The 13,691-nt window shown below is 67.2% G+C and carries 11 protein-coding genes; 4 read left to right on the plus strand and 7 right to left on the minus strand.

What is annotated here, in order from left to right; all coding sequences use genetic code 11:
• Position 1 precedes the first annotated feature (1 nt).
• From ACF08N_RS33245 to ACF08N_RS33260, 4 genes are all read left to right on the plus strand, one after another.
• On the plus strand, positions 2-1,270 hold the full coding sequence (locus tag ACF08N_RS33245; RefSeq protein ID WP_392328448.1) for a S8 family serine peptidase: 1,269 nt from the start codon (positions 2-4) through the stop codon (positions 1,268-1,270).
• 120 nt (positions 1,271-1,390) lie between these two features.
• A complete protein-coding gene (locus ACF08N_RS33250) occupies positions 1,391-1,747 on the plus strand; it encodes a WXG100 family type VII secretion target (RefSeq protein ID WP_392328449.1) in 357 nt (118 codons plus the stop codon).
• A 69-nt stretch (positions 1,748-1,816) separates the two neighbouring features.
• Positions 1,817-2,119, plus strand: a complete 303-nt coding sequence (locus ACF08N_RS33255; RefSeq protein WP_392328450.1) for a WXG100 family type VII secretion target — start codon at positions 1,817-1,819, stop codon at positions 2,117-2,119.
• 631 nt (positions 2,120-2,750) lie between these two features.
• Complete coding sequence (locus ACF08N_RS33260) at positions 2,751-3,995, plus strand: S8 family serine peptidase (RefSeq protein WP_392328451.1); 1,245 nt, start codon at positions 2,751-2,753, stop codon at positions 3,993-3,995.
• A gap of 93 nt (positions 3,996-4,088) precedes the next feature.
• Here ACF08N_RS33260 and ACF08N_RS33265 read toward each other — a convergent pair whose 3' ends face one another.
• From ACF08N_RS33265 to ACF08N_RS33295, 7 genes are all read right to left on the minus strand, one after another.
• Positions 4,089-6,137, minus strand: a complete 2,049-nt coding sequence (locus ACF08N_RS33265; protein WP_392328452.1) for a serine/threonine-protein kinase — start codon at positions 6,135-6,137, stop codon at positions 4,089-4,091.
• 14 nt (positions 6,138-6,151) lie between these two features.
• Positions 6,152-8,380, minus strand: coding sequence for a PQQ-binding-like beta-propeller repeat protein (locus ACF08N_RS33270; protein ID WP_392328453.1), 2,229 nt, complete (start codon positions 8,378-8,380; stop codon positions 6,152-6,154).
• Positions 8,377-9,303 (minus strand): serine/threonine protein kinase, encoded by a 927-nt coding sequence (locus tag ACF08N_RS33275; protein ID WP_392328454.1) that lies wholly within the window; start codon positions 9,301-9,303, stop codon positions 8,377-8,379. The genes ACF08N_RS33270 and ACF08N_RS33275 overlap by 4 nt, the downstream gene beginning before the upstream one ends.
• 335 nt (positions 9,304-9,638) lie before the next feature.
• Positions 9,639-10,064, minus strand: coding sequence for a hypothetical protein (locus ACF08N_RS33280; RefSeq protein WP_392328455.1), 426 nt, complete (start codon positions 10,062-10,064; stop codon positions 9,639-9,641).
• 192 nt (positions 10,065-10,256) lie between these two features.
• On the minus strand, positions 10,257-10,769 hold the full coding sequence (locus ACF08N_RS33285; protein ID WP_392328456.1) for a hypothetical protein: 513 nt from the start codon (positions 10,767-10,769) through the stop codon (positions 10,257-10,259).
• A gap of 101 nt (positions 10,770-10,870) precedes the next feature.
• Positions 10,871-13,147 (minus strand): hypothetical protein, encoded by a 2,277-nt coding sequence (locus tag ACF08N_RS33290; RefSeq protein ID WP_392328457.1) that lies wholly within the window; start codon positions 13,145-13,147, stop codon positions 10,871-10,873.
• Positions 13,148-13,157: 10 nt separating this feature from the next.
• Entirely contained in the window at positions 13,158-13,658 is a 501-nt protein-coding gene (locus ACF08N_RS33295; protein WP_392328458.1) for a hypothetical protein, read from the minus strand.
• Between the last annotated feature and the right edge of the window lie 33 nt (positions 13,659-13,691).

Consider the following 13,691-nt stretch of genomic DNA (forward strand, 5'->3'; position numbering starts at 1 on the left):
TATGGCGTCAGTGATGGGCCGGGCGCGGAAGCGCAGTATGTCTCGTGTCTTGCGGCGAGGGGTTGTCTGCACGGTTGCTGCGGCATGTGTCTGGTCCACTGGCCTCTCGGGAGGTGCCTTCGCCGTAACCGCTGTGGACGCCCAGGCGGGGCAGTGGTACCTGAAGGCAATGGCCGCTCCCGAACTCTGGGAGGCCACAAAGGGGGAAGGCATCAAGGTCGCTGTCATCGACACTGGGGTAAACCCCTCTACTCCGTCACTGCAGGGGCGGGTACTCAAGGGGCTCGATACCACAGAGACCGAAGGAGACGAGACCGACGACTACAGGGGCCACGGGACCACGATGGCCGAACTGATCGCAGGCACAGGGAAGGGCGGTGGCCTGCGCGGGTTGGCTCCGAGCGCGAAGATCATTCCGTTCAGGATTTCCGATACGGAGTACCAGAACGGACGAGTCGTGAATGGCCAGGATGCTGCTGATGCCATCCGGGCTGCGGCGGACAGTGATGCCCACATCATCAATATGTCGTGGGGCAGTGACTACTCGAGCATGGAAGAGCGGGCAGCCGTTGAATACGCCCACAAAAAGGGCAAGCTGTTCTTTGCGGCTGCTGGCAACAATGCCGAACAAGGCAATAAGCCGCAGTACCCCGCCGCGTATGGCGACGTAGTAGGTGTTGCGTCTGCCGACAACAAGGGCAAGGTTTCTGACTACTCGCAGCACGGCGACAACGTCGACCTTGCCGCTCCGGGCAACGAGATTCCTGGCTGGTGCGACGAGACGTTCACGAAGTACTGCTACGGGGATGGCGGCACGAGTTCGGCTACGGCCATCGCCTCCGCCTCCGCCGCTCTCATCTGGTCCCAGCACCCCGACTGGACCGCGAACCAGGTCCTTCGGGCAATGATCGACACAGCCGCCCGGGACTGGAAGAAGGGCACCCGGAGCGTCTACCTCGGCCACGGTCTCATCCGGCCCGGGCAGATCATTCTGGACAAGAAGGGTGACCCCGGCGCACCGGACGTCAGCCCTCTCACCGACGAGAAGACGGGCGGTGACGTCTCCGCCAGCGGCGCTCCGGCTCCTTCTGCACCAGCTTCGTCACAAGCGCCCGCAGACAAGACCGACTCCAACGCCGCCGTGGCAGGCTCCAGTTCGGCGTCCTCGGACGACAGTGGCCTGCCCGGATGGGTAATCGGCGCCATCGCCGCCGCGGTGGTGATCGGAGGCGGAGCCTTCGCTGCTGTACGGAAGCGTCGCAGCGCCTGACTAAACCGCCAGGTTTTGGAGCCAATTCAGACCTCCCCCTCACGTCAGGCTTCACCTCTCACCGCCTGGTGAAGCACAACCCATCGGGTCACACCAGTAATTCAGAAGGGAAACGCAACCGTGTCACAGGGACAGCGGCTTTCAGATCAGCAAGTAATCCAGCTCGAGAAGCACCTCTTCGAGAAGTTCAACTCGATCAAGGGCCAGCTCCAGCAGATCCAGGGCACGATTGACAGCCTTGAGGGCCAGTGGAAGGGCATCGGCGCCGGGGCCTTCAACAAGAAGCAGGAAGAGATCAACACCTCCATGGTGCGTCTCGGTAACATCCTCGCGAAGTTCCTCGAGGCGATGAGCACCTCGAGGAAGATCAAGGACGGCACGGAGGACGACGTCCGTGCTGCCGTGCAGGCCATCAACGTCGATCTTGGTGTCGGTACCAGTGCCGCTCCCCCGAAGTCGGCCATCAGCGGCTTCTAGAACCACTGGGCGCACTTGATCTCGGCACGTGAAAAGCCGAATGACAACAACAGGTGAGATGAGGGAACCATGGGCATGAACTCAGGAGACGAGCTCGTCGTCAAGTACGACGGCCTCGACATGGCGGCCACCACGCTCGGTAACCAGGCCAAGAAGCTCGAGGAAGACCTGCGGGAAATCAAGACGGCCATGGCCAGCGTCGCCGCCGGCTGGGAGGGCGAGGCGCACACCGCCTACGTCCAGGAACAGCAGAAGTGGGACAAGGAAGCGGCGGACATCCACCAGGCCCTCATGCAGATCGGCCAGGTCGTTGCGAGGGCAGGCGGCGACTACATGGGTGGCGACAAGAAGGCCGCCAGCTACTTCGCCTAGGCGCTGAAATCAGTACGCAGACACAAGGGGTGGGCACGCGCGAGGGGTGCCCACCTCCTGCATGTCTCAAGTTCACCTTCTCAAGCTCAGGTTCCCCCGCTTGGTCAGCAGGCCGATGGCTGGCTGCGCCGGTCACCATGTTGCATCATCAGTCGCCACGATCGACGCAGATCACCTGCCCTGCGGCAGTTGGGTGCCTGGACTACGGAACTTGGTCTGCGGCTGCCTCTGTCAGGGGAAACGAAGGTACTGCCTTCAGGGCCACTCGTACTCGAGCACCCGCAGTGCTGTCAGTTCCCCAGCGGCCAGTACGAAGAGGCGATTGCCGTCGCCGTCACCCGTAACGGTCCGGCCTGGTGTCCGGTAAAGGCTGGCTCCAGACGGTCAGGACATCGCCCAAAGCTCATGGGTACTCCGCCCAGCGCCACGATGTGGCCGGCCATAGCGACGGCAAGGGCCAGCCGCCCGTTGTCGGTCGGCCAACCAGTATCGGACTGCACGTCGGCGGGCGGGCGATACAGCGGCCGGCTACCCGTGGCGGCCGGGCCGATGGAAACCGTCGGCGTGGACCCACGCCGCCGGTGATCGAGTAGGCACTGGGGAAGGTTCAGAAGTCAGGATGACGGCAGGAATGATCAAGGTCCGAAGGTCCCGGCGGCGGTTGGTCAGCTTCGTGACGGTGGTTGCGGCACTGATGGCGAGCTTCGCGGGGAGTGCCCCAGCCGCAATTGCTGCTGACGGACAGTCGAAGCAGTGGTACCTGGATGCCATGCACGCCGAGGAGATTTGGAAGACCTCGACGGGCCAAGGAATCACGGTCGCCGTCATCGACACTGGCGTGAACCCGAGCACGTCCTCTCTCAATGGCCAGGTCCTGAAGGGGATGGACTTCGCAGAGGCCAAGGGCGACGAGACCGACGATTACAGTGGTCACGGAACGACGATGGCCGAGCTCATTGCCGGTACAGGGGCAGGAGGCGGGCTCAAGGGGCTGGCACCTGGAGCCAAGGTCATTCCGTTCAGAGTCAGCGACGCTGGGCTGCAGAACAACCAGAGTGCGAACGCCTTCGACATGGAGGAGGCGATCAAGGCCGCAGTCGACAGCGAGGCCCAGATCATCAGTATCTCGATGCGCAGCGAGTTCTACAGCTCGGCTGCTCGGGACGCGGTTCAGGCTGCTCAATTCAAAGGGAAGCTCCTCTTCGTGGGTGTAGGAGACAGCGCCGAGGAGGGCAACAAGCCGCAGTATCCGGCGAGTTACCCCGAGGCGATTGCTGTCGCTGCAACCGATCGAGTTGGCCGAGTAGCCGACTACTCCCAGCACGGCGACTTTGTGGACCTTGCCGCTCCCGGCAATGACATCCCAGCATGGTGCGACGAGAGTTTCACGCGCTATTGCGTCGGGGACGGTGGTACCAGTTCGGCCTCCGCTCTCGCCTCCGCCTCCGCCGCCCTCATCTGGTCCGCTCACCCTGACTGGACTGCCAACCAGGTCCTCCGCGTCATGTTCGAGTCAGCCGCTCGTGGCGACGACTGGGAAGAGGGAACGCTCAGCCGCTACCTCGGTCACGGCATCGTCCGGCCCGGTGCCCACATCAACCGTGGCATCGGCAAGCCGGGTGAGCCTGACATCAGTCCTCTCACGAACGAGAAGGTCGGGGGCGGTTCCCTCTGGTCCGCCTCACCCGCGGCTTCTGCACCAGCTTCGTCAGAAGCCCCGGCAGGCAAGCCGAGTTCCGACGCCCTCGTGGCGGGCTCCAGCACAGAGCCCTCGGACGAAGGCACCCTGCCCGGATGGGTATGGGGTGCCGTCGCCGCCACGGTGGTGATCGGGGGCGGGGGCCTCGCTGCCGTGCGGAAGCGTCGCAGCGCCTGACCCAAAGGCCGGGCCCTCCGAGGCCCGTCACGGGGGAGACGAAAGCCGTTGAAGATTGCTTCTCATGGACGAATTGCGGGAGTGCTCAAGAAATCAGGCCCTGACCGGTAGGGCGGAGATCGAGCCGCCGTGAGCAACGAATACACGGTTGCCGTCACCGGCGTACCAGTACCCGCCGCTGCCCTCGGTCAAGTAATCGAAGATCTGCTCACCGGAGCGGGTATCGACGGCGATCAGGTAGCCGTCGTCACTCTCTGGGACCCATGCTGTGCCTCCTTGGACGCCAGGCGGCAGTAGGTCGCCGAACCTGGTTCCGCCGTAGAGATTCCAGTCCTCTTTGCCGTCGTCTGCTCGGAGGCGGCGGAAGTCCTGGTCGACGGCGTACACTTCGTTCCCGCGGATGGCCGGAGGGCCCCACTTCCCGGACTCGGCACGAACGCTCCACAACTCCTTTCCATCGGCGAGGGACCGGGAGGTGAGCGTATTGCCGCCGAGGTACACCTTGTCGCCGACCACGGCCGGCGTGACCGCCGATGTCCCCTGATCATCGAGGCCCCAGACCGCCTTGCCGGTGGCCGTGTCCAGGACGACCACATTGCCGTCGGACGCGAAGAGAATCAGACGGCCGTTCTTCACGGCCGCGGCCGGAGGCTCCGAACTCGACGTCCGCACAGGCGTGGGAACCGACCAGAGCACCTTGCCGGTCGTGACGCCGACTGCCTGCAACTGCCCTTCCTCGGTCATCACGAACACCGCGCGGCCGTCCGAGGCCAGAAGATTGTCGGCAGAGACGGGGACCGACCACACCTGTTCGCCTGTCGAGGCGATGAACGCATACAGGGATCCCCCAGAGTCCGCTGCCAGGACGAGACGGTCGGCTGCCGCGAGAAGACCCGCGGACGCCAACACCTCAGGCGCCGTCCACTTCTGTTTTCCGTCGGTCACCCGGTGGGCGGCGAGTCCGCCGTCGGCCGAGCCGACGACCACGACGTCCCGGACCGGGAGGGGAACCGGTGTCCTCAAGTCGGCTCCGGTCACGGGCCCCCACAGAGGGGTCAGCTCCTCGTCGGGTTTGAGTACGGCCGCCACAGGCCGTTCCGCGGGCGCCGGGATGACCACCGGAACGTTCGCGGACTTGCGGCCGTCCATGAGCCACCAGGCCGCCCCCGCGCCACCGAGGCCGAGCGCAGTGCCACCGCCCGCGATCGCCATGAGAAGTCGTCGACGGGACGGATTGGCCTCTCCGGCTGAAGGCCAGGCCGCGGCCATGGCTGTGGCAGCCTTCTCACGCCGTCCGATGTCCACGGCCAAGGCACCCTGGTGCCACACCTTGTCCGCTCCCCGGGGAGGCGCGAAGGCCTCGCCCAACTGCGCGGGGGTGGGACGATGGGCCGGGTCCTTGGCCAGGCACGGGAGCAGCAGGGTCCGGATTCCGTCGGGGACGTGCCGCAGGTCCGGATCGCCGTGCACGACCTGGTACTGCACAGCCGCCACATGCGGTCCGTCGTACGCACGGACGCCGGTCGCCGCGTAGGCCAGCAGCGCACCCAGTGAGAAGACGTCGGCGGCCGGTCCCACACGGTGCCCGAGCACCTGCTCCGGCGCACCGTAGCCAGGGGTGACTGGGATCTGGCCGGTCGTGGTCAGGGTCAGTCCGTGCTCGGGACGTGCGATGCCGAAGTCGATGACACGCGGACCGGTCGAGGTCAGGACGATGTTGGACGGCTTGAGGTCGCGGTGGACGAGACCGGCCGCGTGAATGTCCTGGAGCGTTCGCGCGAGAGCCGCCGCGAGGGCGCGCAGTCCTGCCTCGCCCAGCGGCCCGTACGCGGCGATCGCCTCTTCGAGCGTCGGGCCCGCCAGGAACTCCGCGGCGATCCAGGGGCGGCCGCCCTCCAACTGCGCGCCGAGGATCCTTGCCACGCCATGGCTGGTCACTGCCTGCGCCGTGACGGCCTCCCGTACGAAGCGCTGAGCCAGATTCGGGTCGTGGGAGAGCTCGGGGCGCAGGACCTTGACCGCTGCGCTGCGGCCCGCATTGTCCCGCCCGAAGTAGACCTTACCCATGCCGCCCTCACCCAGGGTGCCGAGAAGCCGGTACGGGCCGAGGCGCAGAGGGTCGCCGGTGCTGAGGGTGAACATCTGTGTGTACTTTCTCAATCGAGGGGCAGAGCGGTCATGGCCGATCCGTCGATGCAGATGAGCCGCTCCGTGCCTTCGTGCGCCGCGAACCTGGACAGGGAACTCTGATACGTCCAGGACGACTTGTGGCTGCGGAGGTCGATGGCGCTGATGCCTGTGTCGGTCTTGGCGTAGACGTACTTCGTCCCGACGACCGGCGGGTGGTCGAGATCCGGAGCCTCGTCCTTCGTCAAGTCCTCCTGCTCCTCCCACAGAAGCTCTCCGGTTACGGCGTTCAGTGCAACAAGGCCGCGTATGCCTTCGGCTGCGTAGACGACATCGTCCTTCACAGCCGGGGCCCCGTAGCGCCGAGCGCGGTCGTTGCCGTGGCCGATGTTGCGGTTGTCACCGAACTGCCAGGCGACCTCCCCGTCGGAGAGCCGCAGCGCCCAAACGTAGGCACCTGCCAGATATACGTGCTGTTCATCCACGGCCAGGGGCTCCGGGACGGCGTAGGTGCTGAAGTCGACCTCCCAGGGTAGATACCTATTCCAAACGTGCTCGCCCGAGCGGAGGTCCGCGGCGAACACGTGCATGTCGATGCCCGGGGCGTTGGGGTCCGGATCCTCCCTCTCGTACCGAAAGAAGATCAGTCGGCTCCCGACGCTCCGGACCGCGAAACTCCCGGACCCGGGAGCGAGCTGCTGCACGCCGTTCTCCCAGAGCTTCTTGCCTGATCTGAGATCGATCGCCAGTGCGTACCAGTCGTCGGTCTGCTCAGCGGTCTTGTCGTGGCCCGGAACCCTTTTCCTGGCCACCATGCAGAGCACATCGTCTACCGCGATCAGGGCCTCCGTGTCCTCGTAGGCCCCGGCGTAATCGGTGAGCCGGGCGATTCGGCGGTGTGGGGTTCCATCGGACGGGGCGAACGCATGCACGGACAATGTCATTGCGCCATCGTCATCGGGGAAGTATGAGCCATAGAGGTTTTTCCCGTCAGACACGACCTGATGGGACTCGCTCACCACGCCGTGGGACGACCAGAGTTCTTTGCCAGTCTTTGCGCTGAAGGCGACGAACGCCCCACTGCGCCAGGTGGCGATCGAGTTGCCGACGGGCAGGAGAAGGGGCGGTTCGCCCCCGAGAGAGCCGATGGAGGCGCGCCATAGTTCCCGAGGTCCCTTGTTCGAAGCGGACTCGGCATTCTGGGCGTCGGCGTCCGCCCGCCGGCTCTCGGACCACACCCACGCCCCCACCGCCCCCACCCCCACCAGCGAACCGCTGGCCACTGAAAGGAGCTTGCGTCGGGACATGCCTGGGCGGACCGGGGGCGTGGGAGGGTACGGGCCCTCCACCGGGGCCGGCAGTCGTTGCGGCTGGTGTTGCCAGACCTCCGTCGCGCGGCGAGCGATGTCCGAGAGCAGCGGCACGGGGAGGTGGTCGGCGAACTCGCCGCGGCCGTCATGCAGTTCGGCGACCAGCTCACGGGTGGTGGGGCGTTGAGTGGGGTCCTTGGCCAGGCAGCGGGCGAGGACCGGGCTCAGGGCGGCCGGGACCCCTGCGAGGTCGGGATCCGCGTAGCGCACGCGGTAGAGCAGATCCGCCGCCTGCCCCGTGCCGAACGGCCCATGCCCTGTCGCAGCGAAGACTAGGACGCCCGCGAGCGCGAACACGTCTCCCGCGGACGTGTGTTCCTGGCCCGTGGCCTGTTCCGGGGACATGAACGCGGGCGTGCCCGCCGCGGTGCCGGTGCGGGTGAGGCGGTCGTCGCCGGCCGCGCGGGCGATGCCGAAGTCGATGATTTTGGGCCCGTACGCAGTGACCATGACGTTGGACGGCTTCAGGTCGCGGTGGACCACGTCGGAGGCGTGGAGCTGCGCAAGCGCGCCGGCGAGGGCCGCGCCCAGGGCCCGGACAGACGCCTCGGGCAGGGGGCCGCACAGAGCAACGGCGTCGTCCAGCGGCGGCCCGAGGACGTACTCGGTGGCGAGCCAGGGCGTTTCGGCAGCCGGGTCGGCGTCGACGACGGTGGCGCCGTGGTGGTCGCCGATGATGCGCGCGGCATCGGTCTCGAGATGGAAACGGGTGCGCGCGGCGGGATCGGTCGCGATGCGGGCGTGCATGGTCTTGAGGGCGAGGGTGCGGCCGCCGGGGGTGCGCGCGAGGTAGACGGTGCCCATGCCGCCGTGGCCGAGGCGGGCGAGGAGGCGGTGGCCGCCGATCTCGACCGGGTCGTCATGGGTCAGAGGCGCAAGCATCGTCATCGGGTCCTGGAGGCGGTCGTGGGCTGGCGGATTTCGGCCGCGAGGACCTGGGCCGACTGGCGGGCGAGGGCGGCGACCACACGGCCGGGCAGCCAGCCGGGGGACAGCAGCGACGCCGCCGAGTCCAGCACCGTTGCCGACGGCGCGGACGAGGCCGGCGGGAGGGCGTGCAGCAGCTCGGACGCCGTCGGGCGGGCCGCCGCGTCACGGGACAGGCAGCGGGATATCAACGGGCCCAGGGACTCGGGGAGTTCGGCGCGGTCCGGAACCGTGTGGCCGGTGGCGGCGTACGCGAGGACCGCGCCGAGCCCGTGGATGTCGCCCGGGGGACGCGGGCGTCCGCCTGCCGCCGCCTCGGGGGCGAGGCTGCCCGGCTCCAGCCCGGGACGGCCGCCGCGCTGCTCACCGTCCGGCGCGGCCGCGCGCACGGAGCCGTAGCAGGTCAGACGCGGCCCGTCCCAGGCGAGCAGTACCGCGGCGGGGGAGAGGCCGGCGTGGGTGACGCCCGCCGCGTGCGCGGCCGCGAGGGTGTCGGCGAGGGCCGTGCCCAGGGCTCGTACGGTGTGCTCGGGCAACGGGCCGCCGTGCACCGCTAGGGCGACGGGCAGAGGGAGCACGGGGAGATAGGGCGTTGCGTACCAGGCCGCGGCCGGGGTCTGCGACACCTCGACTACGGGCAGCACCCACGGCCCGCCGAACCCACGCGCGGCCTGAGCCTCAAACAGAAACCGGCCGGGCTCGATCCCGTCGAGCGGAGCGCTGACCAGGACCGTACGGTCGCCGTCCGCGCTGCGTGCGATGAACCGGTGCTCCGGCACGGGCGGGAAGCCGGGGCCGGTCGGGTCGAGCCGGGTGATGAGCTGGAAGGGGCCTATGCGGCGCGGGCCGTTGCCGGAGGGCCGTTCCGTGCGCCCTCGTTCCATCTGCGAATCCCCCTCTGAAGCTGATCAGCCACAGGAGCCTACCGGGGACCGCACGGCGGCATGGACCGGGCCGCGTCCCCGCACACTCCTTGAGACGCAATCGCGTCAGCGCCCGCCGACGGTGTGCCCTCACAGGGCACGGTGGCACCACCGATCGCGGTGGTGCCACCAAGGGTCGGCCCTGGCCTACGCCTTACCGCCGATTCGCGGAGAGGCAGCCGGGAGCTCCGACGGGAGATCGCACTGAGCGGCGTTGTGAGCGAAGCGCGCCGCACCCAGGGTCAGGTCGACCAGGCGCTGGGTCACCTTGGGCTCGTCCGATCCCTCGTACTCTCTCAGATGGACCACCACACTGAGGCTGTAGCTGCCACTCCCTGACCGTCGCAGAAGTCCGCGACGTTCGTCTTGCCGTTGCGGTTGATCACCTCGCCCGAACTGTCCTTCACCAGCCCCTCGGAGATCGATCCGAGGATCTCGCTCGCCGCGGAGCCGGTGACACCTCCCGCTACCGGCAGCACCCCGGCCAACTGCCGCGCGGTCTGTTCCTCCACAACAAACCGCCCCGGATCGACACCCTCCAGCGGCGCGCTCAGCAGCACCGTGCGATCCCCCTCCGCGCTGCGCGCGACGAACCGGTGCTCCGGCACGGGCGGGAAGCCGGGGGTGGGCGGGTCGAGCTGGGTGATCAGCGTGCGTTGTCCGGGTCGCTCGACCGCCGGGCGGAAATTGCCGTGCGACCTCCGCAGGGTGTCGGCCGGCACCGCTGCCCGCCGTCGGCAGACTGTCGCCCGAGCGGCGTTGAAAGGCCGGACAAACCGATTCGGAGTGGACGCGCATGAGGGGTCGGCCGCGCGCGCCCCCGTCCCACTGGAGCGAAAGGCCCTGGGGAACCGCCTGTGCGGCTCCCCAGGGCCCCTGCCATTTTGCTCAGGCGCGTAGGACGCGGCCTGGTCTCATGACCCGGCCCCCGTGCAGGCCTCCGACTCGGCGACGGACTTGGCGTAGGCGAGCAACAGCTCCTTGGCCGCGTCGGCGTCCGAGAACTCCTTGTTGTAGATGAGAACTCTGACGAAGAGCTGATTCAGGTCGGGATGGTCCTTGGCAGCCACCGGGCAAGGGATGCGACGCACGCCCCCCTTGCCGGACCACATGTAGGTACCGTCCTCGCTGGTGTGCTTGTCGAGGTCGATGTACGGGTTGATATGCGCCGCATCCCTCACGGAGGGCTCCTCCCGCCACTCGGAGATGGCGCTGAACACCGTCGTGCCGTCGACATCGACCTTGCAGTGGGTCCTGCCCACCTCGCGCGACGGTGCATGCGTCTTCACCGTCTTGCCGCCCTTGGGCAGTACCGGGTCCACTACGGCGCTGGGCACGGGGGTGCCGCAGAGGTCCGACGGCACGGCGAAGGACCGCTTCTCCTCCGGTTGCGAGCAGGCGGTGAGCACCAGGGCGAGGGCAGCCACCGCAACGGCGGCAAGCTGCCGTCGTGCATCCCGCCGCCCCGGCGCCGGAGTCGGCGACAGCGCCGCAGCCTGCCCGGGTTCAGTGCGCGTGCGAGCAGGTGTCATGCGGCGGGAACCTCCGTGGTGAGATGGTCGGCCATGCGCTGGGCGTTGGTGGCTGCGTCGTTGAAGCCGTCGTCGCGCCCCTCCAGGGCCCAGTCCGCCACCTGGTCCTGATAGGGAAGCCCGTGAGCCTTGGCCGCGTTGATGGCTGCCATCTGGGAATGTTCCGCGCTCAGGTCCCTGTTCTTCTCCCACAGCTCGCCCGCATCCTTGCTGGCCTCCGTCAACACGTCGGTCTCGGACTGCTGGAAGATGTGCTCGAGGACCATCCCGCTGACTGTACCGGCGACTCCGCCGGCGATTGCTCCGCCCACCGGCGTGGCGATGAAGCTCACGCCGACGCCGATGCCGGTTCCGATGGCTCCGGACCACGCGTTCTTCTGCTGCGCGATCGAGTCCGAGAACTCCTTCGCCTCCTTCGAGGCCGGCCCCAGAACGGCTTCCTGCATGCCGATGGCGAGCGATCCGCTGACTTCGCCGGAACGCCGGGAGATGGCCTGGATCGTCTCCTCGGGGGAGTGAGGATAGCGCTGGTCCGCCGGCAGATCCGGATTGAGGTGGTAGTCCATGAGACTGGCCATGTAAGCCTTCTGACCCACTTCGACGGCTGCGTGCCCGTCGGGGCTCTGCCCCACGGTGACCAGAAGAGCCGTCACGTCCTTGTGTTCGAGCTGGGCCTGGGTGCCCGCCAGGGGGAAGAGCTTGTCGGTGTTCCCGTGCGGATCGTCCGCGAGCGCGCGGTTGATGTCCGGCAGATACTCGGAGGTGATCTGCCCCACGCTGTCGGACATGTGCGCGTGGTCCGTGAGCCGCTTCGGATCCTCCGAGATCGAGGCGACGAGGTCCGACATGAGCCTGGCCTGCTCGGGGTTGTGCGGCGGAGTGTCCTCGGTCGGCAGCTCGCCCGCCGGATGGCCGGTGGTCGCGGCCTCCAGCGCCATCGCCAGGTTGTTCCGGCCCTCGATGCTGTCCTCGCCCTTGTTGTCCCTCTCCTGGGGCCAGTCCCGCTCCTCGAAGAGGTAGTCGAAGTTGCTCAGCTCCCTCTTCTCGTTCTTGCCGTTGCCGTCGGCGTCCTCTTCGAACTCGTGGTCCTCGTCCTTGGTGACGAAGTCCCCGTTGAAGAATTCGGTGGCCGCGTCCGGGCTGTTCGCAAGCGCCTTGAGGAAGCCGGTCATGGGGTCGGAACCGGAGTCGGTGCCCGTGCGGTTGAGAAGCGGGTCCATGCCCATGTGCTGCCAGCCCATCGGCATGTGACGACCGTTGTCGGTCATCTGCTTCTCGGTCTCGATCAGCTTGTTTCCGTAGTCGTTCAGGAAACGGTCGTCATAGTCGCCCCAGCGCATGAGGTTGCTCATGACCTGGAAGCCCATGGTGGTGCCGTTCTTCGAGACGGGCTGGTCGCCGAGATTGACCATGTCGTACTTCCACCGGGACATCTCGGGCGAGTCCGCCTGGGAGGCCGTAGCGAGGGTCAGGCTCAGCTGCTTCTGGAGGTCGTCGTACTGGTCGACGCGCTCGCGACCGAGCTTGTATGCGGCATGGGGATCGTTGATGCCGGCCCAGAAGTCGAGCGTCCCCTTCGCTCCGAGCGTCGTGGCGAAGTGCTCGGCGAAGATCTCGTCGCCGGAGTACTTCTCCAGGCCCGACTTCAGCGCGTCGAAGTCCGCCGGCGTCATGTCCTCCGGCTTCTTCTTCGCCAGGGCCGCGAGCCGCTCGGCTTCCTTGACGGCGTTGGCCGCCTCGTCGCGGTCCTTGTACTTGGCGTCCGAGAAGCCGTGGTCCGTGAGGTCCACCAGCGCCTTGAGGGACGTCGAGCCGGTGCTGTCTATCTCGGTCGCCTTGTTCAGGATCCCCTGGAGCTCGTCGCGCAGGGCATCGAGGTCCGCCTGCCCGCCGGGAGCCTTCTTGTCCGGGTTCTCCCGAACGGTGAAGCCGCCGCCGTTCGCGGTCACCGTCATGTTCTTGCCCCGGCCGCGCTCAATGGCCTCCTTGAGCAGGCGCTGCTGGGTCTTCAGCTCGTCGCGGGTGTCCCGCATGATGTTGCGGATGGACGTCGCCTGGGTGACGGCGTCGCCGAACTCACCGGCGGTCTTGCCAATGAACTCGCGGGAGACGGTGGCGTTGTAGCCGGTCCAGTTCGCCTTGTTGGCCTGACCGTGCAGGCCGTCCTCGGCGTCCTTCTTCAGCGTCTCCAGTTTGGTCAGCATGCTCGTCCAGTCGCTGACCGTGTCGTCGAGCAACTTGAAGTTGGCGGAGTGCAGAGCGTCGAAATCCATCAGATGCCCCTCAGCCCTCGTCCTTCTTCGGTTTCTCGCCGTACACCGGGTTCTTCTCGCCCTGCTTTGCCCAGTTCTCGTCGAATCCCGCGTCGAGCGTCTGGATACTGCTCACATGCCGCGCGATGAAGACCTCGTCGCCGGCATGCGCATTCTTGGTGAAGTCCATGTGGTTCGAGATCAGCGCGCACGCGTCCATCACGGACCCCAGCTGCTTGTCCCAGCGCAGTGAGACATGCTGCAGGGCCTTGCCCAGCGCGAACCCCTGACCGTCCAGGTCGGTACCGGCGGAGTCCGTGCTGATGACGCGTGCCTCCTTCCACAGCCGGTTGTACAGCTTGAAGGCGTGGTCACCGATCTTCGCCAGATCCTTCTGGTGCACCGTGAGGTCGCCGCCGTGCGGGTTCCCGGCATTGGGTCTGTCCTCGGGCGGCAGCCCGTTCAGCTGCATCTGCGCCGACTCCTTCTCGGCCGCCGATGCCTTCAATTGCTCCCACTCGTCCCAAGCCATCCGCAGGGCTCCTTCCCCCGTACCACGGTGGAC

Origin of the sequence: Streptomyces sp. NPDC015127, assembly GCF_043080095.1 — a bacterium.
Lineage (GTDB): Bacteria > Actinomycetota > Actinomycetes > Streptomycetales > Streptomycetaceae > Streptomyces.